Raw genomic sequence first — 24,055 nt, 5'->3', positions numbered from 1 at the left:
CTGCAGCGGATCCCTGTGCATCCATACAACTCCCCAGTGATGCAGAAAAGAATTTGACCGGTGCGTTTTTTTCAGCTACAATAGAAGTTAACAGTTTGGAGGATGCGCAAATGAAGAAAACACATATAGATTACCCGATCAATGATGATACACTGTACCGGCTTGCCGACCTGTTCAAGGTTTTCGGTGATCCTACCAGGATCCGTATCCTGTACGTACTTTCTGTGGAAGAGCTCTGTGTTCAGGATATTGCCGATCGTCTTTCCATGACCCAGAGTGCCATTTCCCATCAGCTCCGGGTACTGAAGCAGATGTCACTGGTCAAATTTCGAAGAGATGGAAAAACCATTTACTACTCCCTGGCAGACAGCCATGTGGCAACCATCATGAATCAGGGTCTGGAACACGTTACAGAAGAATAACTCATAAAACACAATGCAAAAAGCCAATCTGCTTCCTAATGGAAGAACAGATTGGCTTTTTTCTCTGCCTTACTCGTGCATCATTTGTATTTATCCCTCGCCCTGTGGTGAAGCACCATCGCTCCGTATGCAGGCATCTTCACCTGAAGAATCCCTGCATCTGCAATATATTCTTCCGGCATTTCCGTATAACCCTCTCCGGAAGAAAGCATCAGGCGCTGAAAAGCCGTTGCTTCTTTCCGGCTTACACCGGTTTTCCAGGCTGTTACCCTTATGTCTCTCTCTTGATCCTGATTATTAAGGATCACTATGATCTGTTCAGAATCAGAAAAACGACCATAGCTCAAGCCCTGATGATCGTTCCACAGAAATTCCAGGGAACCCTTTGCAAGAATCGGATATGCCTTGTGTATGCAGATCATGCGTTTATGAAAGTCCAGCATCTCCTGGTCTTCTTTTCCCCAGGGATAAGTTCTGCGGTTATCCGGATCTGTAAAGCCGCAGACGCCGGCCTCATCCCCGTAATATACCGTAGGCGCACCAGGCCACGTCATCTGGATCACAACAGCCTCTCTCATAATGGCAGGATTGATGCCTGCAGATGCTGCCTCTGCGCCTGCGTAGGAAAGCCTTCCTACTCTGTGATTGGTCCTTGTCAAAAATCTGGAATGGTCATGGTTTGAAAGCTCATTCATGGCTCCATAAAGCGCTCCCATATGCAAAGACTGCATATGATGCTTCATCGCCCCGATAAAGGCCTCACTGTTGCCATAAAGGTCCTCCCGGTACTCATCACTGTGCTTCTCCATTCCGGTCAGGAACCAGGTTACAGGCTCCATAAAAGCGTCATAGTTCATAACCGTATCCCACTCATCGCCGCGAAGCCAGCTTTCCGGATTTCCGTAGTGTTCTGCAAGGATCACTGCATCAGGATTGGCTTCTTTTACTGTCCTCCGGAACTCTTTCCAGAAGTGATGGTTAAAATCATTGCTGTGGCCCAGATCTGCAGCTACATCCAGTCTCCAGCCGTCTACGTTATACGGCGGCGAAACCCATTTTCTGCCCACATCAAGAATCGTCCGGCAAAGCTCCTCAGATTCTTCGTAGTTCAGCTTTGGCAGGGTATCATGGGTCCACCAGCCGTCGTAGGTTGGATTATAGGGCCAGCGGTTCTGATCCTGGAAGCAGAAGAAAGAACGATAAGGGCTGTCCGCCGAAACATAAGCCCCCTTCTCGTAGCCTTCCTGATTTTCGTAGATCCGTTCCCTGTCCATCCATTTATTAAAGGATCCGCAATGGTTAAATACCCCATCCAGGATCACTTTCATCCCTCTTCTGTGAATTTCCTCCACAAGCTCCTGAAAAAGCTTATTACTGGCCTCCAAATTCCGTTTATCGGTCACACGGCGGATATACTTAAGGGCATGACTGTTATCACTGTCTCCGGGACTTAACAGACCATCACAGTCCGCTACGATCCTTCCGATATGCGGATCGATATGATCGTAATCCTGACAGTCATACTTATGGTTGCTGGGAGAGACAAAGACCGGATTCAGATAGATCACATCTACTCCAAGCTCCTGAAGATAATCCAGCTTATCCATAACTCCCTGAAGATCGCCGCCATAAAATTCCCGGACACCCATCACAGCCGGAACCTTTTCCCAGTTATCCACTTTTACGGAAGTGTCCCCGATATAGAAATATTCCCCTGTTTCCACATCATTGGAAGGATCTCCGTTACAGAAACGATCCACATAAATCTGATACATCACAGCACCCTTCAGCCACTCAGGCACATGATATCCGGGATAGATCTCAAATTCTGTCCTTTCCTCATGTCTGGTGCTTACACCATTTGTATCATAATAACAGGTAACAAGTCCTGAATGGATCTCAAAGTAATATCGTACAAGATTTTTTCCCATTACGATCTGTGCAGTATAATAATCAAAGCTTCCGGAAGTTTTTTCCCACTTCATTTCCAGATATTCTCCGTCATACACAAGACAGACGTTGTCCACATTATTTCTCTGGGTACGAAAACGGATCGTAACTGTATCACCTTCCCGTGGCTCCACAGGTGTACGGTAATATTCCGTCCCGTCACTAAACATTGCGTCTTTATTTAATACCGGACTCATATTGAGTATATACCGCATCTTCTTTGCAGTCTCCATGCTTTCATATAACATTCTATCTTCCTCATTCCGTTTTTAGTACCATGTTTTTAAATATATTATCTTAATTTTTTCCATCCCGCAAGCATATATATCTGTTTTCTCCGTAATCCGTCTTTATTTTTGGGCAGTAAAAAAGGCAGCTGGTTAAGCTGCCTTTTTTGGAGAAGGTATTTCTTCTTATGGGGTGTAGCAAAAACTATATAATGTATTGGGGGGTTTTTACGGTATTTATAGTACCATGTGTCCACCAAAAAGTGTGCACAAAGTTCACAAAATTCAATATTTTTTTTTGTGCATTTTATTCGTTTGTTTTTGCAACCTCTTCTTTTTCTGTTGTAAAAAGTGCTTCAAACTCTTCACGATGTATCTTTTCCTTCTCGAGAAGAAGGGCCGCACAGCTGTGAAGAACGCCGATATTCTCACGGATGATGCTCTCTGCATTCTCATGGCACTCACGGATGATACGGGAAATCTCCCCATCGATCTCTCTTGCCACTTCCTCACTGTAGCCTCTGGTATGTGCCAGATCACGGCCGATAAATACCTCATCGTCATCGTTGCCGTAAGCGATCAGACCGATTTTTTCAGACATACCGTATTTCATTACCATAGAGCGTGCAGTCTCTGTGGCACGTTTGATATCATTGGAAGCACCGGTGGTGATATCTCCGAAGATGATCTCCTCAGCCACACGTCCGCCAAGAAGCGTGGTGATATCCTCCAGCATTTTGTTCTTTGTATTAAACATCTCATCATTATCCGGCAGCGGCATGGTGTAGCCGGCAGCTCCCATTCCCGTAGGGATAATGGAAATGGTGTATACCGGATCCATATGAGGAAGTACATGGAACAGGATCGCATGGCCTGCTTCATGATAAGCTGTGATCTTTTTCTCTTTATCAGAGATGACCTTGCTCTTCTTTTCTGCACCGATCCCGACCTTGATGAATGCTTTCTTGATATCCTTCTGCATGATATAAGGACGGCCCTCTTTTGCAGCATCAATAGCCGCTTCGTTAAGAAGGTTCTCCAGATCTGCACCTGTAAATCCTGCGGTTGTCTGGGCGATCTGGCGAAGATCCACATCATCTCCCAGCGGTTTGTCCTTGGCATGGACCATAAGGATCTCCTCTCTGCCCTTGACATCCGGGCGTCCCACACCGACTTTACGGTCAAATCGTCCCGGACGGAGGATCGCAGGATCCAGAATATCCACACGGTTGGTCGCTGCCATTACGATGATTCCTTCATTTACTCCAAAACCATCCATCTCTACAAGAAGCTGGTTCAACGTCTGCTCTCTCTCATCGTGGCCGCCGCCCATACCGGTTCCTCTCTGACGGGCTACCGCATCAATCTCATCAATAAAGATGATGCACGGTGCATGACGCTTGCCCTCTTCAAAAAGATCTCGTACACGGGAAGCACCGACACCAACAAACATCTCCACGAAATCGGATCCGGAAATGGAGAAAAACGGAACTCCGGCCTCTCCTGCAACTGCCTTCGCGAGAAGAGTTTTACCTGTTCCTGGAGGGCCCACAAGGATCACGCCTTTCGGGATCCTGGCACCTACCTTGGTATACTTCTGTGGGGATTTCAGGAAATCCACCACTTCCTCCAGATCCTCCTTCTCCTCCTGAAGACCTGCAACATCCTTGAACGTTACTTTCTTATCATCAGGGGACGACATCCTGGCTCTGCTTTTTCCGAAATTCATCATCTTCGCATTGCTTCCGCCGCCTCCGGACATCTGCCGGTTCATCATCATAAAGAAAAAGAGAAGGATCGCGCCGGTAAGCACTACCGGAAGTACTGTTCCGATCATGGAGCTGTCCTTGGGTACATTGCGGATCGTCGGATCGATATCATGTTCTTCAAGAAGCGCCTCCGCTTCCTTTACATCGGTTACGTAGACTGTCTTCTGACCATCTGAAACAATGTTTGCTGTTACATAACCGGTGGGCACTTCTCTGTTCTGATGGATCACCGCATCCGTCACTTTGTCTTCTTCCAGAGCCTTTTCCAGCTGGCCCATTGTGTAGCTGCCCTGGGTAGATACCTGGTCATTGAGATACAGATATCCTGCGATCAGTGCCACAATAAGCAGAAGGTACAGGCCTATCTTACCTGAATGCTTGCTCACTTGGTTAAATCTCCTTTCAGTCCTGAAGCTCCACTACTCCGATGTAAGGAAGGTTTCTGTATTTCTGGGCATAATCAAGTCCGTATCCTACTACAAACTCGTCCGGAATATTGAAGCAGCAGTAATCTACCTCTACATCTGTCACACGTCTCTCCGGTTTGTCAAGAAGTGTACAGAGTCTGATGCTTGCCGGATGTCTGCCCTTCAGGATACGCAGCAGATAGCTTAAGGTTCTGCCTGAATCAATGATATCCTCTACGATCAGAACATCTTTCCCGTCCAGTGGCTGATCCAGATCCTTGACGATCTTTACAACACCGCTGGATTTCGTATCATCACCGTAACTGGACACAGACATGAAATCCAGTGTTACCGGGCGTGTGATCCTCTTGGCAAGCTCACACATAAAGAAAACGCCGCCTTTCAGAACGCAGATCATGTGTACATCTTTTCCGTCATAATCCTTGTTGATCATATCTGCAACTTCCTGGATACGGGCATCTACCTCTTCTTCACTGAGTAAAACCCTGATTTTTTCGCTCATGCTAAAGCTCCTCCTTGGTAATGTAATTCTAACACTCTCCCTGTAGTGGAAGTGATCTTATACTTCTCGTTCATCCGTCCTCCCGGGATCCAGAGTATCTCAGATCCTACCGCAACAACCGGAAGCCTGTCTCTTATCTCCGCCGGAATCTTCTCATCAATAAAGATCCGGTTCAGCTTCTTTCTTCCGCCTTCACTGTTTACAGTAAGATAATCTCCCTGTCTTCTGGTCCGAACGCATGGACTATTTTTTATTTTATCATAATCAAACCATTTCGTATACTTTTTTTCTTCAATCTTCTGTTTCTTATAAGAAAAAATTTTCGACTCAAAAACTCCGAAAGGACTTTCCAGAATTCCAGGTACCGGAAGCTCCATAGACATTTCTCTGAGACCTGCCGATACTTTTTTTTCAGTGGAAGCATCGTTCTCTCTGTCTGATGCAGAGTTCTTTTTCAGACATACCCCCCCGTACTGTCGTATTACCCGCAGCGATTCCGGAAGGTTGATATAACGACCGTTTTCTTTTTTTTGAAGCGAAAGGACCTGGTCCACATGAAGAGATGTAAAGTCCTTACGTTTTCCTGACAGTATCTCAAACGCCTCCATCACCGCATATTCCTGAAGGATAGGATCCTGTGCAAAAAATTTTTCATCCAGAAGATAGCCATTTTCTTTCCGGCAGCCTACCAGAAGCTCCCTTCCCTTTTTCTGAAGATACGAATCTGCCTCTGCCAGAACCCGTGCGGTTTCTGCCATATGCTCCACCGCTTTTGCATTGATCTTCTGTTCCATAGCCGGAAGAATATGGTTACGGATCCGGTTTCTTGTATAGTCATCTGAAAGATTGCTGCTGTCTGTGATATAGGAAATACCTCTCTCTTTCAGATAATTGACGATCTCCTTCCGTTCTAAACACAAAACCGGCCGGATGATCTCACCATTTACCGCCTGTATCCCAGAAAGTCCCCGGATACCGGTTCCCCTTGCCAGATGATGCAGCATAGTCTCTGCCAGATCGTTGCGATTATGTGCCAGCGCAACCCGGAACTGTCCGTTCTTTTTTGACTGTTCTCCGGAAAAACCAAGTCTCTTTTTTTCCTCCTGAAATGCCTGTTTTCGCACGATCCTTCCGGTTTCTTCTTCTCCCAGCTTCCACTTTCCGGAAAGCTCCGGAACCGGATAATGCCTGGACCGGAAAGGGATTCCCCAATCCCGGCAGATTTTTTCCACAAACTGCTCATCCCGGTCCGCCTCCTGGCCCCGGATCCCATGATGGACATGAACCACTTCCATGGAAAAACCGATCTCTTTCTGAAGACTTTTCAAAATATGAAGCATTGCTATGGAATCCGCCCCTCCGGAAACCCCTGCCACAACCATATCCTCTGCTTTCAGCATCCGATTGTCTCTGATATATTTTCTTACACGTGTGATCATTTTTTCTCCTGTAACCAAAAATACTCTATTTTTTCCACAATCCTGCCACAACTACTGTCATATCATCCCTGGCATGATAATCACTGTATCCCAGGACCCTTTCCAGTATTCCCCGTCCCATCTCCCTGGGCTCTTTTTCCCGGACATCCATAATGATCTCCTTCATAGTTTCCTCTTCCCGTTCTGTAGGAAGCGCATCCAGAACTCCATCTGTCATCATGATCAGATAATCTCCATGATAAAGCTTCCTTGAGGCAGTATCAAAATCCAGCTGCTGGACCAAGCCTGCTGCAAGATTTTCCGAAGCAATGGATTCCACCCAGTGATCTCTTTTAATAAATGTGGAAGACGCCCCTGCTTTCAGAAAATCACAGATCCCGGTATAAAGATCCACCGCACAGATATCGACAGTAGAAAACATCCCTTCCCGTCCTTTCAATAGCAGTGCGGAATTCACCATTCTGGCAGCTGTCTCCTGAGAAAAGCCGGATTCCAGAAACTGTTCCAGAAGTTCTACCACGATCTCGCTTTCTTTAAACGCTTCTATTCCGGAACCCATCCCATCAGACAGACAGAGAAAAAACCTGCCATCCTCTTCCTGACGACAGATATAATTGTCTCCGGAAACCTTTTCCGCTTCTCTTGTAAGCCGCGCTACTCCGTAAAGCATCTGATAACTGACATCCTCCACAAAATGGACCATACGAAAATCTCCATTTACAATACTGCGGCTGTCGGCGTCCGGCGTCATGGAGCTTCCGCAGATCCTGGACAGGATCTGTGCAATCTCTGTCATGGAAACACACTGTCCGCTCCTGGCTCTCAGATTCAGAAATATCTGCCGTCTTCCTTCGATCTTATCCATGACCCAGACATTCTTTACAAGTACATGCTTTTTACGAAGAGCCTTTTTCAGATCTTCCTGAAACTGCGGATCTGCCGGCATGATATCATACAGCTCTTCTGCCATATGATCCATGATCCTCGAGATTTCCGTCAGCTGCTGTGCAACTGCAAGCCGGCTTTCGATCATCCGGTTATCCCACACGAGATTCTGCCTTTCTTCACGAAATCCCTCATTCAGGACCTGAAAATACTGGGCGGAACGGCCACATGCTCCCATCCATTCACTGCGTGCTCTCTGGATACTCTCTTCATTGCCTTCCTCCATGGTACGGATCATATTCTCACTGCCCCGCATGGTTTCCCCGGCACGCTCTCCCCAGCAGATCTCTCTCTGATAACATCTGGAACATACAGCCGCACTGGTGTCCGATATGATACGGTTCAGCTGTCCTCCACTCAAAAATTCCTTACGGTAAGGCATTCCGTAGAATGTATCCGCAAGCTTCCGGAAGGATGCTGCATACCGTTCCACTTTTTCCTTCTGGGGATGGCTTTCACAAAGCGGCAGCATTTCTTCTTTTTCCTTCGTTTTTCCCGAAAAGACAGTTTTTGCCATGTCCCGGAGTATCAGCAGTATGCTGACTACGAGCATGGCAATGATCCATTCCTGCATATTTTCCCCTCCCCTTATAACCTTCACTGACTGAACATTATAAAGGAAGATCCCTGAAATATCTGTCAAAGCCGCACGAAAATGTCAAAAAAAATTTCGTCGAAACCTTTGATTTTCAGCTATTTTTCTTCCTGAAACACGATCTCGTTATCTTTCACAAGTCCCAGCTTCTCACGAGCCGCCTCTTCCACATATTCGTCGGTCTTCATATGTTCTTTCTCTGCTTCGATCTCCTTGGTACGTTCCTTCTCACTTTCAATGGACTTCTCCAGTGCTGTAGCTTTGGAATCATAATAATCCCTGCGCCGTTCCAGAGTCTTACTCTGTAGCATAAGGCTTCCCAGCAACACCAGTGCGATCACCATGATCCCCGCCATGCCAAGATAATTATATCCGATCCGTTTTTTTTCTTTTCCATTTTTTGGATTTTTCAATCTGCTGCTCCTTTTTTACACAATCTGCTCTCTTTACCTTTTACGAGCTTATACATCCAAATTTTACAACTTCTTCAAAAAAATATCAACCGGTTTGCTGTCATTTTAGCTTTAATGGAACAGTCTTTTTAAAAGGGATCCTTCTTTTTTGTCCTTTTTCCTGCCAAGATAGGTAAGACTGTCGATTTTTCCCTCCAAGCTAAGCTGCCCGCTTTTCAGATCAAGATGTTTTACATGAAGTCCTTCGCCTTTTATGGATAACTTTCCTTCCTCTGTATGCAGCAGTATTTCTTTTTCATCGAAAGAGATCACCTCCCGGATTCCCGTTATGGTGCCGCCTTTCTGCCGCTCCAGCATCAGACTGTGAAATGCTGCCGTTTTCTTCTCGTCCAATCCATACCTCCCTGGGGATGATTTCTCTTTTATTTTATGAAAAATCCATCCGGAATAGACCATCACGCCCAAACGGCAGCTGTCCCTGCATCAGATATAGCGGAACATGCTTTCCACCTCATCCTTTTTTACCGTTTCCTTAACTTCCAGGACTTCAACCTTTACATTACGGCTTCCAAACTGGATCTCCACAGTGTCACCGGTCTTTACCTGTACAGAAGCCTTGGCCGGCTTGTCATTGACCAGAACTCTTCCTGCATCGCAGGCTTCATTTGCCACCGTACGGCGTTTGATCAGTCTGGATACTTTCAGATATTTATCAAGACGCATAATTTTTCCTCCTAAAAAAGCAGGGGAAACCAAAAACCGGTTTCCCCTGCCGTTATCACTCTGAACCAACAGATTATTTACCGTTGACAACGTCCTTTAAAGCTTTTCCTGCTTTGAACTTCGGAGACTTGGAAGCCTCGATCGTCATGGTCTCACCAGTCTGAGGATTTCTTCCCTCTCTTGCAGCTCTTGTGCTTACTTCGAAAGTTCCAAATCCAACCAGCTGAATCTTCTCGCCTTTTTTCAGTTCATCTGTTACAACATCGATAAAAGATTTCAGAACAGCTTCTACATCTTTCTTGGAAAGATTGGTGTCTTTCGCCATTGCTGCCACTAACTCTGTTTTATTCATGGTGTTTCCTCCTATAATTGATGTTCTCTTATTTTTGACTTTGCTTTATATATATACCGCTTTTGGCTTATAATGTCAAGGTTTTTCGCATATTACAGGCGGAATGTGACCATTTTATCATTTCATGGAATCAACCATTTCAAGAACAGCCTTGCCCATTGCATCGGATTTCTCGTCTGCATCTGCAAGAGATGTTCCCTTAACGCCATAATAGAATTTTACCTTAGGCTCTGTTCCGGACGGTCTTACGCAAACCCATGCATCATCGGTAAGCTCATAGTAGAGAACATTGGAATTCGGAAGTCCTGTCGGCTTCTTCTCACCTGTTGCAAGATCTGTGATCTCATCCAGCTTGTAGTCACGTACAGCAGTCACCTTATGTCCGGCAAACTCAGCAGGCGGATTCTGACGAAGTGTTGTCATGATCTCCTGGATCTTCTGAAGACCCTCGATACCCTTCATGGTAACTGCCTGAATGGCATCCTTATAGTAACCGAACTCCTCATACATATCGATCATTGCATCCCAGAGAGTCTTGCCCTGTGTCTTATAGTAAGCAGCAGCTTCGCAAAGTGCCATGGTAGCAACAATGGCATCCTTGTCTCTTGCATAGGTTCCGATCAGGCAGCCGTAGCTCTCCTCAAATCCGAAAAGATATGTACCCTTGCCACTGTTCTCAAATCCGAGGATCTGCTGTCCGATGTATTTGAATCCGGTAAGTACTTCGATAAGATTCACGTTGTATCCCTTGGCAATGGCATCTGCCAGGTTTGTTGTAACGATAGTCTTTACAAGAGCTCCGTCCTCCGGAAGGCTTCCGTTTACAGCCTTTCTCTGGCTCAGCTCATAGTTTGCAAGAAGGCATCCGGACATGTTACCGGTAAGATCATGATACTCTCCGTTTTTATCCTTTACGCGGACGCCAAGACGGTCTGCATCCGGGTCTGTGGCAAGTACGATGTCTGCATCCACTTCCTTCGCAAGCTTCAGGCCAAGCTCAAATGCCTCTGCTGCCTCCGGGTTCGGATAGCTGACTGTCGGGAAATCCCCGTTCGGAAGCTCCTGCTCCGGTACTACATATACATTCTCAAATCCAAGCTCTTTAAGGATCCTTCTGGCCGGGATATTGCCGGTTCCGTGAAGAGGTGTGTAAACGATCTTCAGATTCCTGCCCTCTGCCTGGATCGCATCCATATGGATGATCTGTTTCTTAAGCTCTGCCATGTAAGCATCATCGACAGCCTGTCCGATCACTTCGAAAAGTCCTGCCTTTACTGCGTCTTCCTTGTCCATGGTCTTTACGGTATTCCAGTCGGAGATTGCCTTTACCTCGCCCATGATACCGGAATCATGAGGTGGTGTGATCTGCGCGCCGTCCTCCCAGTAAACCTTGTATCCGTTGTATTCCGGAGGATTGTGGCTGGCTGTTACGTTGATACCTGCCACACAGCCCAGATGACGTACTGCAAAGGAAAGCTCCGGTGTCGGACGAAGTGTCTCAAAGATATAAGCCTTGATCCCGTTTGCTGCCAGGCAAAGTGCTGCTTCCTGGGCAAACTCCGGTGACATATGACGGGAATCATATGCGATAGCAACTCCCTGGGATTTCTTGTCAACCTTGGCAATATAGTTGGCAAGCCCCTGGGTTGCTCTTCTTACCACATAAATATTCATACGGTTGGTACCTGCGCCGATGATACCACGCAGGCCTGCCGTACCAAACTCAAGATCCATATAAAAACGCTCTTTGATCTCATTTTCGTCGTCTTTGATCGCTTTCAATTCTTCTTTTGTCGCCTCATCGAAGTATGGGTTTTCAAGCCACTGATTATAGATTTCTTTATAATCCATGTTCCAAAATACCTCCCTGTTTCTTTATATAAGATACTTAATATTATATAACAATTTTCAGAAAAAGGGAAGTTTTGTTTTTGTCACATTCAGAATCATTACTGTCTGAAGCACTGTTTTGAAAATTCCTCCCACTGTTTTTTCTGATGGATCAAGGTTCTCAGCTTTTCCACATTTTTTCCGGAGATCACAGCCTTGTTATGTGTATAATAATGATTTGCCAGTTTCCAGTATTTTTCCGGATAACAGAACCGGACTCTCAGATTCTGCCACTCAGACTCCGAGAGCGGTCGTACGGAATCATATGCAGAAAGCATCTTCTGCGCGAGGTGCAGATCCCAGCTGTATTTCTCCAGGATTTTCCGCATAAATCGGTACAGATCTGCCATCTGCACATCAAAGCTCCAGTGACTGAAATTCGTCACCGCTGTGTTTTTCCCAAGTATCAGCACATTATGCTGATTATATTCGCCATGACAGATACTGCCACTTTGAAGAGACTGCTGCCGCAGATTTTTATAATCCGTGGTTTCCAGCATAGCTGCCGCTTCTTCTCCTTTTTGCAGAAACCATTCCACGCTTTTCAGATAATCCTTCTCAAAAGAATTGACCGCTCCTTTTTTTCGGATAAAACGGCGTATTTTTTTCATTTCCTGATTATGCCGGATATATTCTTCCTGCAGATTTCTTCCCGCATAATCCATTTCCACAGGAAGCTGCATGATCTTGTGGATCTGTGCCAGAGTCCGGATGCTTTTTAAAATATCGTTTTCGGATCTCGTGTCACATTCCCGTCCCTCAAACCAGATCTGTGCAGTATATGGAACAGAATCTTTGTCCCTGCTTACCAGTACGCCTTCCCTGTTTCTGAGATAGGCGTCCACAAGACAGTTCTGTTCTTTCATTTTTTCAAGAAGCTGCTGCTGCATGGAAAGCTTTTTTTCCGAGCCATGAAATTCCCGGAGTATCACCGGACCTTTTTCTGTCCGGCACAGAAGTGCCCCCCGCACCCTGCCGGAGAATGAAGCCGTAAGCCCATACTGCTCCAGCACGCTCAACCCATAATCATACAAAAAAGTTCCCCCCTGCCTTATTTTACGTTCTATTTTATGCAGGGGGGATTTTTGTTATTCTATTCGGTTTTTATGCTGTCTTTTTCTGCTGTTTCAAGAAGTTTTTCTTTTGTATTAAGGGTTGGATCTTTCAGCACACAGTCAAGAAGTCTTTCGAGCAGTGCTCCCAGTGCCGGTCCGGCCGGATGTCCTGCCTTTATAAGATCCTTTCCGGAAACTGCCAGGGTTTTCAGAGATGTACATTCACCTCTTTCAAGGATTCCCTGATAAGCTTCCGTCACACCGCTTAACCGTGCCAGCTTCTCCTCCCTCCTGTAAGTACTCTGGGATAAAAGATCTGCCTTCTGCACTTTCAGATACAGCGGAAAAAGCTCTTCTCCGATAAGATTCACAGCTCTCCGCACATCCTCGGCGTCCGGAGTGGGACGAAGATCATGATACCGGATCAGACGACAGGTATTTCGGGTCGTTACATTATCAAATTTCAGACGGCGCAGGATCTTTCCTGCCAGCTTTTCGCCTGCCGGTCCGTGAGTCTTAAAGTGGTCTCTTCCATTCTCATCTGTCTTTTTTACAACCGGCTTGGCAATGTCATGAAGAAGCATGGTGATACGAAGAAGCCTGTCATTCTCGATCTCCGTAAGGCTTTTCAGGATGTGCTCGCCTACGCTGCAGCAGTGATGGGGGGTATTCTGCGCTGTTTCCATACAGGCATCAAATTCCGGAAGAAATTCCCGGGTAAGGCCTGTCTCCCAAGCTGTCCGGAGGTAATCCGGATGATCGGATACCAGAAGCTTTACAAGCTCTGTCTGGATACGCTCTGCACTGACATGCTCCAGGTTCCCCGACATCCGCGCCAGTGCCGCTTTCGTATTCTCCTCCACAGTAAAACCAAGCTGTGCGGAAAAACGCACTGCACGGAGCATCCGAAGAGCATCCTCTGTAAAACGTTCCACCGGATCCCCGACACAACGGATGATCTTCCTATTGATATCCTCCATTCCGCCAAACAGATCCACCAGTCCATGCCCCGGATGATAAGCCATGGCGTTAATGGTAAGATCTCTTCGTTTCAGATCTTCCTCAAGACTCCTGGTAAAGGTCACGGCATCCGGGTGACGGCCATCATGATATTCTCCGTCCACACGGTAGGTTGTCACCTCAAAGCCCTCTTTGCCCATCATTACAGTTACTGTTCCATGCTGGATCCCCGTATCTACAGTTCTGTGAAAAAGCTCCTTCACCTGCTCCGGAAGTGCGGAGGTAGTGATATCCCAGTCCCCAGGCACCCGGTCCAGGATGGAATCCCGGACACAGCCGCCAACAACATATGCCTCATAGCCGGCTTCATTGAGAATATGCAGGATCTGTTCTGCTTTTTGTGGTATGTTAATCGTCATAATAACTCCTCTTGATGATCGCTGCTGTCCATTCAAAACACGTTTATATTTCGCTGTATCAACTCCATGTCAGCAGCTGAATAATATTCTGATATGTTTTCCTTAACGCTATTATAACATAGATTCATAAAAACAGCGGAGCATATTTTGCCCCGCCGTTGTTTCTGCAATATGGTTCCTGTTCACTCCGTTCTCAGTAACACGCTTCGCGATGCACAGAATTTATGCTGATCGCATAAATTCGCGCGGTATGTCTCGGGTTTTCTGTGACCTTCGCTCACACAAAACACCTCGCGGGACATTACCAGTGAACAGTAACGCAATATGATCATCCCACTTTTTTGAAGTGGCCTGCTGTATTTTTTTAGTATGCACGTCCCCAGTAAACCATTTTCTTAGCCGGTTTTCCGCAGCATACGCAAACGTCGCTTAACTGCTCCTGCTCAAACGGCATACATCTGGATGTTGCCTGGAAATCTTCCTTGATCTTGTCTTCACATGCACGATCACCGCACCACATAGCTTTGATGAATCCCGGTTTGCTGTTGATGATCTCACCGAACTCCTCATAATTCTTTGCTACGTAAGTATGTGACTCTCTGTGTGCACGTGCGCGCTCCAGCATATCATGCTGAATGGTATCCAGAAGCTCTTTTACCTTATCTGCAAGCTCCTCGAAGGATACTGTGTATTTCTCACGGGTATCTCTTCTGCAGAGAACTGCCTGACCGTTCTCGATATCCTTCGGTCCACATTCCACACGAAGCGGGATACCACGCATCTCCTGCTCAGCAAACTTGAATCCCGGGCTCTTGTCTGTCGCGTCAACCTTTGCACGGATACCTGCTGCCTTCAGTGCTGCAAGAAGCTCGTCAGCCTTCTCCATAACACCTTCTTTACGCTGCTGGATCGGGATGATCACAGTCTGTACCGGAGCGATCCTCGGAGGAAGAACAAGTCCGCTGTTATCACCGTGAACCATGATGATCGCACCGATCATACGGGTTGTCATTCCCCAGGATGTCTGGTGAACATATTTCAGTGTATTATCTTTATCTGTGTACTGGATTCCGAATGCTTTGGCAAAGCCATCTCCAAAGTTATGGCTTGTACCGGACTGGAGAGCCTTACCGTCGTGCATCAGAGATTCGATGGTATAAGTAGCCTCAGCACCTGCAAATTTCTCCTTGTCTGTCTTCTGGCCTTTGATGACCGGAATCGCAAGAACTTCCTCGCAGAAGTCTGCATAGATGTTCAGCATCTGGATGGTACGCTGCTCCGCTTCCTCAGCTGTTGCATGAGCAGTATGTCCCTCCTGCCACAGGAACTCTCTGGAACGAAGGAAGGGACGTGTTGTCTTCTCCCAACGGACAACGGAACACCACTGATTATATACCTTTGGAAGATCTCTGTGGGACTGGATCTCTTTCTGGTAGAAATCGCAGAACAGAGTCTCAGAAGTCGGACGCACGCAAAGTCTCTCCTGCAGCGGATCAAGGCCGCCATGAGTCACCCATGCAACCTCCGGAGCAAAACCTTCTACATGATCTTTCTCTTTATCAAGAAGAGACTCCGGGATAAAGATCGGCATGTAAACGTTCTCTACACCGGTTTCTTTAAATCTGCGGTCAAGCTCATGCTGGATATTCTCCCAGATCGCATAACCTGCAGGTTTGATCGCCATACAGCCCTTAACACTTGTATAGCCACAGAGCTCAGCCTTCTTAACAACGTCTGTATACCACTGAGCAAAATCCTCATCCATAGATGTGATGGCCTGTACTAATTTCTTTTCTTTTGCCATGATAAATCTCCTTTTTCTTGTGATCTGTTACATATTGCCGGCTGTCAGGCAGCCACAGCAATCCGGAATCCTTCCAGCTCACTCTTCTGTCCCATAAACCGTACACTGCATTTACAATCCCGTTTTACGGACAAAAAAATAAGCCATCCAAATCCCTCACAAGGGACCGAATGACTTCGGCGGTACCACCCCAGTTAACAGCCTGAAAAGCTGTTCTCTCAACACCCGTTAACGCCGGAAACACACGCCACGCTTCAATCACGCAGAGCTCCGAGGCCGGTTCCACAGTTCACGCACAGGATCCTTCCACCAAAGCAGATCCCTCTCTGAGATAATTCCCTGTGTACTATTCTCATCATCGCCGTATCTTTGATATATTTTAGGCGAAAACCGCCTCAAAGTCAACCCCAAACAAAAAAATATAACAAGTCTCTCTGCTATAAGTTACTGTTCACTCCGTTCTCAGTAACACGCTTCGCGATGCACAGAATTTATGCTAATCGCATAAATTCGCGCGGTATGTCTCGGGTTTTCTGTGACCTTCGCTCACAAAAAACACCTCGCGGGACATTGCCAGTGAACAGTAACTGCTATGCTCCTATTCCTTCACAGACACAGCCGGCATCTCCAGATACCTGTTCAGATCTTCTGTGAGAATATGGAGCTTAGTTCTGGTATCCTGTTCCTGGTACGTCAGCCGGCCTGCGATCCTGGTGATATAATCCTCTTCTTCGATGATCTCACAGGTCTCAGGAAAATTAATATCATAATACTGTGCAAGATAAGATACCCAGTAATCCACCGGCACATGTCTATCTGCGGATAACACGGATTCTCTTCTGAGACAGGACTCCCACACTGCCGGTGAGATCAGCCCTTCTCCTGCATCTTTCTCAGAGACTCCCAGCATGGCTTCAACAGACGCCTCCAGCTTTACTCTGCAGTTATCCAGCTTATCGGCATCCCGGATCAGTTTTGCATGGAAAAGTGTTCTTGCATCGTGGATTCCTTCCAGTTTGAAATCACTGTGCTTCCGAATTGCTGCATCGATCAGCTCATCAAATTTATCATCCTCCACGAAGCGCCGGATCAGCTTCTCCTCCCCGAAGAGAAGTTCTGCACCGAACACGGCATGATCCATGGTTCCCGGCTCAAAGCTGTGAAATCTACGGATCTGCTCAAAACGGCCAATATCATGAAGCAGACCGATCAGCTCCGCAAGTTCCACATCTTCACCGGAACATTCCATTTTTCTGGCGATCTCTCCTGCGTATTTCATCACTCCATAGGTATGTACGATCTTCAGACAGATCTGTTCATCCTCCCGGTCGTATTCATCCAGATATTTTTCGAATTCCTGTTTTGCATGTGCAATGTCGATCATTCTGCCACACCCCTTCTTCTTTTGTTCATTCTGTAGCTCTGTAAACACTCTGTATTTATTATATCGAAGGTCTCTGACAAATTCTACTGTATTTCCCGGAATTTCAAATCTTCTCTCTGCCGCCGAATGACTTCCCTGCTCAAAGAGCCAATTATACCCTTCGTTTCCGGAAATGATATCCGGAACAACATGGGCAACACCGCCCTCCTCTGTCTGGTCTGCCTCCACATCACGGAGCCATTTTCGGTAGAAGGAATAGGTATTTTCAAGGAAGCATGCCGTACGGCAGAAGATTTCTGCATCACCGGTCCATCCAAGACGCTCATCTCCCTGTGGTGTCTCAAAAATATTTTTTGGTTTTACTTCCTCCATAAGGGAAACCTGTCCGGTAAACCGTTTTTTCCGGTTTCATCTATTCATACTTTACGATTTCTTTCCGCAGCCGCTTCATGATCCGCTTTTCCAGGCGGGAAATGTAGGATTGTGAAATTCCTAAAAGATCCGCTACCTCCTTCTGTGTTTTCTCGCTTCCTTCCCGGTTTCCGATGCCGAATCGCAGACGGATGATCATCTGTTCCCGCTTTGTCAGTTTGCTGATGGCTTTTCCAAGAAGTGCGATCTCCACCTCATCTTCCAGACGTCTGGAGATCACATCGTCATCCGTTCCCAGGATATCCGAAAGCAGCAGCTCATTTCCATCCCAGTCCACATTCAGCGGCTCATCAATGGAAACCTCCATCTTTGTTTTGCTGTTTCTCCTCAGATACATCAGGATCTCATTTTCGATACATCGTGATGCATAGGTGGCAAGCTTGATATTTTTTACCGGATCAAAGGTATTGATAGCCTTTATGAGCCCTATGGTTCCGATGGAGATCAGATCCTCCACACCTACCCCTGTATTGTCAAATTTCTTTGCAATATAAACCACCAGCCGTAGATTATGCTCGATCAGAACCGACTTTCCCTCTTTTTCCTTTTCTGTTCCCAGCATTTCGATCACTTCAGCCTCCCGTTCCGCTGACAACGGCGCCGGAAGGATATCATTTCCACCAATATAAAAAACCTCTCCCGGACGATTGAACATAAATTTCCGGATCACCTGAAACGGATAGGATCTTGCAGCTGCTCTGTTCATAACATAAGCCCCCTTCTCAATTTAATAGTCTGGAATTCAAAAGTATCTCGTACTCTTCTCCCAAAGCTGAGGGCTCGGATGTTATGGCAAGCACCGGTTTTCCTACATGTACCACCCTTTCGGGAGTCTGGATCAGAATTTCATCAAGGATCACTGCCAGCAGCAGTCCTTTTTTTCCATCTGCGGTATGACAGCTCAGAAAATGCGGCTGCAGACTGACAAATCCTGTATTTTCCAGTGCCTCTGGTTTATCTTTAATATCCATCAGTTTTTTCACCTGCTCTTTCGATATCAGGCTTCCCAAAAGTTCCTGTTTGATGATCGATACCGGCTGTTTTTTCACAGGATCCATAAGGAGATTTCCGGTATCATAAAAGCCGTATGTCTGCTGCAGCTTCCCCTGATATTTCAAAGTGACCGGAAAAATATTTCTTCTTCCAAACCGGAAGGTCTCGGTCACACATCCCAGAGTATAAAGTGTGCCATAAATCCCTGCCAGAAAAAGCAGAAATATTTTCACCGTCATGGTTCTTTCCGTTTCCAGTGCCTGATAGATCCCGCCAACCACAAAAGCTGTGAAATACAGAGCCAGAATGGTTTTTACAAGAAGGCCGCCTTTTTTCAGTCGAAAAGCAAACGACGCCATAAAAAAAGCGCAGCCGCCATGGATCAGTACAGCGGCAGGAAAAATGATCTTAAAAGGTACACATACAAGCAGGCAGGATACAAAAGATCCAAAGGCAGCGGATATCACACATCTTCTGCGTTTCCCGTCAAGATGCAGAAATTTTCCCACAAGTCTTAAAAGCATGTAATCCATAAGGAAATTCGTCATAAAAACGATATCTATGTATATCCTCTGATACATAAGCTTCCCCCACTGCTGTTTCGTCTGCCATCGATTCTCAACTTTGGTAAGTGTATTTATTATAGGGCAGGCTCTTTGCATATTTTGTCAAATCCGGATGTCGATTCTTCTAACTTATCGGGTCGTTTCTGTCTGTCTCGACATTTATAGATTTTTTCTATGAATCGGCGACAAAAATGTATAAATTTCCGTACAATATTTGTATTTGTTGATTTTCGCACTTTATAGTGCTAAAATATTTTTTATTATATTTCGTAAAGAAATTCTATTATATGAGATACAGGAGGGAATCGAACAATGATCAATATTACCGGACATACCGGGCTTACCGGCCTTCTGGGAAGCCCCGTGGCACACAGCGTATCACCTTTAATGCACAATGAGGCATTCCGTTATCTTGGACTTGATTATGTGTATCTCTGTTTTGATGTAACAGAGGAGACCCTTCCCCAGGCTGTGGAAGGACTGAAAGCCTGTGGGATCAAGGGCTTTAACCTGACCATGCCAAACAAGAATAAGATCGTGGAGCTTCTGGACGAGCTTTCTCCCACTGCCCAGCTGATTGGAGCGGTAAATACCGTACGCAACGACAATGGAAAATTAAAGGGGTTTAATACTGATGGTTATGGATTTACCCAGTCTGCCAGAGATGCCGGCTGTGATGTAAAGGGGCGCACTATCACCGTTATGGGTGTCGGCGGTGCCGGAATGGCGATCTGCGGCCAGTCCGCCCTGGAGGGTGCAAAAAAGATCCATGTTTTTGCACGTCCTACCAGCCGTTACTGGGAACGTGCTGCTGCCATGGCAGAAAAAATGTCTCATATGACAGAATGTGAGATGATCCTTCATGAGATGGATGATCACACTGCGCTGAAGGACGCACTGGAGGAAAGCAATCTCCTCATCAATGCAACTTCTGTGGGAATGGTTCCGGATGTGACAGGCACCGTGATCCCGGACAAGGCTCTGTTCCATCCGGAGCTTACCGTAGCCGATGTTGTATATGAGCCAAGAGAAACAAGACTTCTCAGGGAAGCCCGGGAAGCCGGATGTCCGACCTTTAACGGAATGTACATGCTGCTCCACCAGGGTGTAAAGGCTTTCCACATCTGGACCGGACTGGACATGCCGGTTGAACTCGTCAGAGAGAAATATTTTAAATAAAAAATATCCGGCAATACTGACCGCCTCCGCATCACAGCGTGGCCTCAATATTGCCGGATCAAAAATAAAGGCGGCCCGCCTATCACACGGGTCGCCTTTTATTTATCCGTCAATTATCTGTTTTGTTTATTTCTTCTCTTCCTGAACCTCGATCTTACGGATCGTTTTGTTCTTGATCTCTTCTTTGATGAAGTCAATGAACTCACCAAGCTCTTTCATTCCCTCATCGCCAAGGTAGCGGCTTCTTACGGAAACCTTACCCTCTTCTTCCTCTTTTGCACCAACGATAAGCATGTAAGGTACTCTCTCAAGACGTGCCTCACGGATCTTGTATCCCATCTTCTCGGAACGTCCGTCTACAGAGCAGCGGATTCCTGCCTCTCTCATCTGGGCTTCAACCTTCTGTGCATAATCGTTGTACTTCTCGGAGATCGGGATCACACGAACCTGCTCCGGGCAGAGCCATGTCGGGAACATTCCTGCGTATTTCTCAATGAGCCATGCCAGTGTTCTCTCATAGCATCCCATGGATGTACGGTGGATGATGTACGGACGCTGTTTGTCGCCATTCTCATCGATATAGTACATATCAAACTGCTCTGCAAGAAGTGCATCCCACTGGATCGTGATCATGGTGTCTTCTTTTCCGTATACGTTCTTTGCGTTGATATCAACCTTCGGTCCGTAGAAAGCAGCCTCGCCCACATCCTCTGTGAATGGAATGTTCAGCTCCTCAAGCATCTGGCGGATATGGCCTTCTGTCTCTTCCCATACCTCCGGCTCACCGATGTATTTTTCTTTGTTTGTCGGATCCCATTTGGAAAGATGATAGGTTACATCTTCCTCAACACCAAGTACCTGCAGACAGTACTGGGCAAGTGCGATACAGTCTTTGAACTCTTTTACCATCTGGTCCGGTCTTACGATCAGATGTCCCTCGGAAATAGTAAACTGACGAACTCGTGTCAGGCCATGCATCTCTCCGGAATCCTCATTACGGAACAGTGTGGAGGTCTCGCCGAGACGGATCGGCAGATCACGGTAGCTGTGCTGCTCTGCTTTGTATACATAGTACTGGAACGGACATGTCATCGGACGAAGTGCATAAACCTCTTTGTCCTTCTCCTCATCACCAAGTACGAACATACCATCTTTGTAATGATCCCAGTGTCCGGAGATCTTGTAAAGATCGCTCTTTGCCATAAGAGGAGTTTTTGTTCTTACATAGCCACGCTTTGTCTCCTCATCCTCGATCCAGCGCTGAAGCTCCTGCATTATGATCACACCGTTTGGCATGATAAGCGGAAGTCCCTGTCCGATCACATCTACAGTTGTGAAGATCTTCATCTCACGGCCAAGCTTGTTATGGTCACGTCTCTTTGCTTCTTCCATCTGCTCCAGATGCTCTTTCAACTCATCCTTTGTAGCATAGGCTGTTCCGTAGATACGTGTGAGCATTGCGTTTTTCTCACTGCCTCTCCAGTATGCGCTGGAAGAAGAAAGAAGCTTGAATGCCTTGATGCCTTTTACACTCATCAGGTGCGGGCCTGCACAGAGGTCTGTCCAGTCTCCCTGTGAATAGAAGGAAATCTCTTCTCCCTCCGGAAGATCCTCGATCAGCTCAACCTTGTATGGCTCATTTTTCTCTTTAAAGTATGCGATGGCATCCTCACGGGATTTTGTAAAACGCTCGATCTTTGCGCCTTTTTTGATGATCTTTTTCATCTCTTTCTCAATGGCGTCAAGATCCTCACGTGAAAATGGCTCGTGGTCGAAATCATAGTAGAAGCCTGTATCAATGGATGGTCCGATGGCAACCTTTGCCTCCGGGTATAAGTTCTGTACAGCCTGTGCCATTACGTGAGATGCTGTATGACGGAGAACTGCAAGGCCCTTCTCGTCTTTCGCTGTAAGGATATTCAGCTCACAGTCGCTGTCAAGAACTGTACGAAGATCTACGACCTCTCCGTTTACTTCTCCTGCACATGCAGCACGTGCAAGGCCTTCGCTGATGTCATATGCGATATCGATCACAGCTTTTGCTTCTGCATATTCTTTTTTTGAGCCGTCTTTTAATGTAATGATCATTGTTGTTTCTCCTTTCATTTTAAATGAAGTTTCTATGGTACACAGTATGTGTCTGCTTTTGCAAGAGATTCTGCAATAAAAAAATCCCTCACAGCACATCACATACTGTAAGGGACGAGTTCATTCATTCTCGCGGTTCCACCCTGCTTGCTCTGCTGCCCGGTCATGCCAGGATACAAAGCCTCTCAATTATGATGATAACGGAATCACCGGACCGGATTGGGGCCACTCGGAGGTAGTCTTCAGCTATTTCCCGATAAGATGTTTCCAGCACTTCACATCTCTCTCTGTAACGTTTCACAGCTTACTCGTCTCGTCAACGTGTTTTTTATTTCTTTTTCTGTGGTTCATTATAAGCGCAGTATTTTTATTTGTCAACGCATGTTGACAAAATTTTTGAGATTTCTCTTCTCGCACAGATCTACAGATTTCCCATGAGTTTGTCTTTGATAATGGCCAGAATCTCACGGGGAATGTAAATAAAAAGACGCCAGCTTCGATACCTGGAAGGTACCATGGCCACTTCCCGGAATCCACATTTTCTTGCAATGGCTGCTCCTCTCCATACATGAAAATTGTTCGTCACCACGCCTACGGAACAGTCTGTGGTTCCGATCCTTCTGCGGCTGAATTCCAAATTTTCTTTCGTACTGGTAGATTCTTCTTCCCGTATCAGTCTGTCCCCGTCTATTCCGTGACCGGTAAGATAACGATACATGGCCTCTGCCTCGGAAATGTTTTCTCCATCGCCTTTTCCTCCAGAGAGCACTGCCTTCGTACCCGGATTTTCTTCAAGATAAAGAAGAGCCCTTCTGGCTCGTTCCAGAAGGGCAAGTGTCATCCGTGTTCCGTCCACATGGGCACCTAACACGATAATGTAATCCAGATTCTTCTTTACGCTCATTATCTTCCGCAGCAGTGTTTGTATTTCTTGCCGCTTCCGCATGGGCACGGATCGTTTCTTCCGACCTTGTGCGGTTTCACAACTGTGCCGGATTTCTTCTGCTCCATGTAGAGGGTTTTCTTTTTCTCTTCTGTGAAGATCTTGTCCCACTGAGGAAGGTTGTAAAGCCAGTCAGCCTTGGCATCTACCATGTTCTTATAGAGTGCCTCTTTATCAAATGCAAGGTTTACCTTGGTATCCTCATCCATAGTCTCGATCGGGTTCGGAACCTTCAGACTGTCATTGATTCCGTCAAGGAACCCAACCATAGTCATAACGTCCTGACCGTATTTCTCAGCAAGCTCTTTTACAGTTCCGGAAACGATCTCATCCGGGTTCTCAAGAAGCTGCTCATAAATATTCTTCTCAATGTTAAAATAATTTGCCCAGAAGCGCTGAAGCTTATTCTTATCTGCATTCTGATTATAAGCAATGGAACGCCACTGCTCAAGAATTGTCATATCGCTCATTGTCTGATCCTCTTTTCCAAAATTTTAGATAAATAAGACGGAGATTTATATTCCGCTTCGCAATTTCTATTTATTATATCATCTTTTGGCGAAGAAATCAAATACAT

General features: G+C 46.3%; 21 protein-coding genes and 1 other annotated feature. Of the genes, 2 read left to right on the top strand and 19 right to left on the bottom strand.

The genetic code is table 11. The annotated features are described in order from the left end of the window. Nucleotides 1–110 precede the first annotated feature (110 nt). Nucleotides 111–422 carry an ArsR/SmtB family transcription factor gene (locus tag DWW77_RS17050; protein ID WP_022427364.1) on the top strand — a complete coding sequence of 104 codons (312 nt, stop codon included), beginning with the start codon at nucleotides 111–113 and terminating at the stop codon, nucleotides 420–422. An 80-nt stretch (nucleotides 423–502) separates the two neighbouring features. Here the strand turns inward: DWW77_RS17050 and DWW77_RS17045 are convergent, their stop codons facing one another. The 16 genes from DWW77_RS17045 to DWW77_RS16965 form a co-directional block, all read right to left on the bottom strand. Beyond that, a complete protein-coding gene (locus DWW77_RS17045) occupies nucleotides 503–2,620 on the bottom strand; it encodes a glycoside hydrolase family 13 protein (RefSeq protein WP_022427363.1) in 2,118 nt (705 codons plus the stop codon). 286 nt (nucleotides 2,621–2,906) lie between these two features. Continuing rightward, nucleotides 2,907–4,754, bottom strand: a complete 1,848-nt coding sequence (gene ftsH, locus DWW77_RS17040; protein WP_022427362.1) for an ATP-dependent zinc metalloprotease FtsH — start codon at nucleotides 4,752–4,754, stop codon at nucleotides 2,907–2,909. Nucleotides 4,755–4,770: 16 nt separating this feature from the next. Then, a complete protein-coding gene (gene hpt, locus DWW77_RS17035; RefSeq protein WP_015527123.1) occupies nucleotides 4,771–5,298 on the bottom strand; it encodes a hypoxanthine phosphoribosyltransferase in 528 nt (175 codons plus the stop codon). Next, nucleotides 5,295–6,737, bottom strand: coding sequence for a tRNA lysidine(34) synthetase TilS (gene tilS, locus DWW77_RS17030; RefSeq protein ID WP_022427361.1), 1,443 nt, complete (start codon nucleotides 6,735–6,737; stop codon nucleotides 5,295–5,297). Before tilS ends, hpt begins: the two co-directional genes overlap by 4 nt. A gap of 25 nt (nucleotides 6,738–6,762) precedes the next feature. Continuing rightward, nucleotides 6,763–8,256 (bottom strand): SpoIIE family protein phosphatase, encoded by a 1,494-nt coding sequence (locus DWW77_RS17025; RefSeq protein WP_015527120.1) that lies wholly within the window; start codon nucleotides 8,254–8,256, stop codon nucleotides 6,763–6,765. 119 nt (nucleotides 8,257–8,375) lie between these two features. Beyond that, nucleotides 8,376–8,690, bottom strand: coding sequence for an FtsB family cell division protein (locus DWW77_RS17020; RefSeq protein ID WP_021650636.1), 315 nt, complete (start codon nucleotides 8,688–8,690; stop codon nucleotides 8,376–8,378). Between the two features lie 111 nt (nucleotides 8,691–8,801). Beyond that, nucleotides 8,802–9,083 carry a sporulation protein YabP gene (gene yabP / locus DWW77_RS17015; RefSeq protein WP_022427360.1) on the bottom strand — a complete coding sequence of 94 codons (282 nt, stop codon included), beginning with the start codon at nucleotides 9,081–9,083 and terminating at the stop codon, nucleotides 8,802–8,804. Between the two features lie 90 nt (nucleotides 9,084–9,173). Beyond that, on the bottom strand, nucleotides 9,174–9,413 hold the full coding sequence (locus DWW77_RS17010; protein ID WP_015527118.1) for an RNA-binding S4 domain-containing protein: 240 nt from the start codon (nucleotides 9,411–9,413) through the stop codon (nucleotides 9,174–9,176). A 73-nt stretch (nucleotides 9,414–9,486) separates the two neighbouring features. Beyond that, the gene (gene hbs / locus DWW77_RS17005; RefSeq protein WP_227945653.1) at nucleotides 9,487–9,783 is read right to left on the bottom strand and encodes a non-specific DNA-binding protein Hbs; all 297 of its coding nucleotides are present in this window, start codon (nucleotides 9,781–9,783) and stop codon (nucleotides 9,487–9,489) included. 99 nt (nucleotides 9,784–9,882) lie between these two features. Beyond that, nucleotides 9,883–11,616 (bottom strand): phospho-sugar mutase, encoded by a 1,734-nt coding sequence (locus tag DWW77_RS17000; RefSeq protein ID WP_015527116.1) that lies wholly within the window; start codon nucleotides 11,614–11,616, stop codon nucleotides 9,883–9,885. A gap of 98 nt (nucleotides 11,617–11,714) precedes the next feature. Continuing rightward, the gene (locus DWW77_RS16995; RefSeq protein WP_022427359.1) at nucleotides 11,715–12,689 is read right to left on the bottom strand and encodes a YutH/CotS family kinase-like spore coat protein; all 975 of its coding nucleotides are present in this window, start codon (nucleotides 12,687–12,689) and stop codon (nucleotides 11,715–11,717) included. Nucleotides 12,690–12,748: 59 nt separating this feature from the next. After that, the gene (locus DWW77_RS16990) at nucleotides 12,749–14,089 is read right to left on the bottom strand and encodes a CCA tRNA nucleotidyltransferase (protein WP_118609195.1); all 1,341 of its coding nucleotides are present in this window, start codon (nucleotides 14,087–14,089) and stop codon (nucleotides 12,749–12,751) included. A 364-nt stretch (nucleotides 14,090–14,453) separates the two neighbouring features. Next, the gene (gene proS / locus DWW77_RS16985) at nucleotides 14,454–15,893 is read right to left on the bottom strand and encodes a proline--tRNA ligase (RefSeq protein WP_022427357.1); all 1,440 of its coding nucleotides are present in this window, start codon (nucleotides 15,891–15,893) and stop codon (nucleotides 14,454–14,456) included. 158 nt (nucleotides 15,894–16,051) lie between these two features. Next, nucleotides 16,052–16,261: a binding site (T-box leader), on the bottom strand. A gap of 230 nt (nucleotides 16,262–16,491) precedes the next feature. Beyond that, nucleotides 16,492–17,649 (bottom strand): HD domain-containing protein, encoded by a 1,158-nt coding sequence (locus DWW77_RS16980; RefSeq protein ID WP_353616958.1) that lies wholly within the window; start codon nucleotides 17,647–17,649, stop codon nucleotides 16,492–16,494. Between the two features lie 40 nt (nucleotides 17,650–17,689). Continuing rightward, nucleotides 17,690–18,415 (bottom strand): RNA polymerase sporulation sigma factor SigE, encoded by a 726-nt coding sequence (gene sigE, locus DWW77_RS16970; protein ID WP_015527110.1) that lies wholly within the window; start codon nucleotides 18,413–18,415, stop codon nucleotides 17,690–17,692. A 16-nt stretch (nucleotides 18,416–18,431) separates the two neighbouring features. Further along, nucleotides 18,432–19,283 carry a sigma-E processing peptidase SpoIIGA gene (locus DWW77_RS16965; RefSeq protein ID WP_182431240.1) on the bottom strand — a complete coding sequence of 284 codons (852 nt, stop codon included), beginning with the start codon at nucleotides 19,281–19,283 and terminating at the stop codon, nucleotides 18,432–18,434. Between the two features lie 297 nt (nucleotides 19,284–19,580). Here DWW77_RS16965 and DWW77_RS16960 point away from each other — a divergent pair, with 297 nt between their 5' ends. Next, a complete protein-coding gene (locus tag DWW77_RS16960) occupies nucleotides 19,581–20,447 on the top strand; it encodes a shikimate dehydrogenase (RefSeq protein WP_021652363.1) in 867 nt (288 codons plus the stop codon). Between the two features lie 126 nt (nucleotides 20,448–20,573). On the opposite strand, the gene thrS is transcribed toward DWW77_RS16960, so the two are convergent. The 3 genes from thrS to DWW77_RS16945 all read right to left on the bottom strand — a co-directional run bounded on the left by thrS (nucleotide 20,574) and on the right by DWW77_RS16945 (nucleotide 23,939). Continuing rightward, nucleotides 20,574–22,535 carry a threonine--tRNA ligase gene (gene thrS, locus DWW77_RS16955; RefSeq protein ID WP_118609193.1) on the bottom strand — a complete coding sequence of 654 codons (1,962 nt, stop codon included), beginning with the start codon at nucleotides 22,533–22,535 and terminating at the stop codon, nucleotides 20,574–20,576. Between the two features lie 421 nt (nucleotides 22,536–22,956). After that, on the bottom strand, nucleotides 22,957–23,439 hold the full coding sequence (locus DWW77_RS16950; RefSeq protein ID WP_118609192.1) for a YdcF family protein: 483 nt from the start codon (nucleotides 23,437–23,439) through the stop codon (nucleotides 22,957–22,959). After that, complete coding sequence (locus tag DWW77_RS16945; RefSeq protein ID WP_242827004.1) at nucleotides 23,439–23,939, bottom strand: SEC-C metal-binding domain-containing protein; 501 nt, start codon at nucleotides 23,937–23,939, stop codon at nucleotides 23,439–23,441. The genes DWW77_RS16950 and DWW77_RS16945 overlap by 1 nt, the downstream gene beginning before the upstream one ends. Nucleotides 23,940–24,055: the final 116 nt, after the last annotated feature.

This window comes from Ruminococcus sp. AF17-12 (assembly GCF_003479245.1).
GTDB lineage: Bacteria > Bacillota > Clostridia > Lachnospirales > Lachnospiraceae > Blautia_A > Blautia_A fusiformis.
The sequence above is the reverse complement of the archived record's forward strand: the minus strand, read 5'-3'. Positions and strand labels throughout refer to the sequence as shown.

Bases quoted from the DNA above. Each gene is read 5' to 3' on its own strand.
- DWW77_RS17050 (WP_022427364.1), top strand. From the start codon at position 111: ATGAAGAAAACACATATAGATTACCCGATCAATGATGATACACTGTAC.
- DWW77_RS17045 (WP_022427363.1), bottom strand. From the start codon at position 2,620: ATGTTATATGAAAGCATGGAGACTGCAAAGAAGATGCGGTATATACTC.
- hpt (WP_015527123.1), bottom strand. From the start codon at position 5,298: ATGAGCGAAAAAATCAGGGTTTTACTCAGTGAAGAAGAGGTAGATGCC.
- tilS (WP_022427361.1), bottom strand. From the start codon at position 6,737: ATGATCACACGTGTAAGAAAATATATCAGAGACAATCGGATGCTGAAA.
- DWW77_RS17025 (WP_015527120.1), bottom strand. From the start codon at position 8,256: ATGCAGGAATGGATCATTGCCATGCTCGTAGTCAGCATACTGCTGATA.
- DWW77_RS17010 (WP_015527118.1), bottom strand. From the start codon at position 9,413: ATGCGTCTTGATAAATATCTGAAAGTATCCAGACTGATCAAACGCCGT.
- DWW77_RS17000 (WP_015527116.1), bottom strand. From the start codon at position 11,616: ATGGATTATAAAGAAATCTATAATCAGTGGCTTGAAAACCCATACTTC.
- DWW77_RS16990 (WP_118609195.1), bottom strand. From the start codon at position 14,089: ATGACGATTAACATACCACAAAAAGCAGAACAGATCCTGCATATTCTC.
- proS (WP_022427357.1), bottom strand. From the start codon at position 15,893: ATGGCAAAAGAAAAGAAATTAGTACAGGCCATCACATCTATGGATGAG.
- DWW77_RS16980 (WP_353616958.1), bottom strand. From the start codon at position 17,649: ATGGAGGAAGTAAAACCAAAAAATATTTTTGAGACACCACAGGGAGAT.
- sigE (WP_015527110.1), bottom strand. From the start codon at position 18,415: ATGAACAGAGCAGCTGCAAGATCCTATCCGTTTCAGGTGATCCGGAAA.
- DWW77_RS16965 (WP_182431240.1), bottom strand. From the start codon at position 19,283: ATGTATCAGAGGATATACATAGATATCGTTTTTATGACGAATTTCCTT.
- DWW77_RS16960 (WP_021652363.1), top strand. From the start codon at position 19,581: ATGATCAATATTACCGGACATACCGGGCTTACCGGCCTTCTGGGAAGC.
- thrS (WP_118609193.1), bottom strand. From the start codon at position 22,535: ATGATCATTACATTAAAAGACGGCTCAAAAAAAGAATATGCAGAAGCA.
- DWW77_RS16950 (WP_118609192.1), bottom strand. From the start codon at position 23,439: ATGAGCGTAAAGAAGAATCTGGATTACATTATCGTGTTAGGTGCCCAT.
- DWW77_RS16945 (WP_242827004.1), bottom strand. From the start codon at position 23,939: ATGACAATTCTTGAGCAGTGGCGTTCCATTGCTTATAATCAGAATGCA.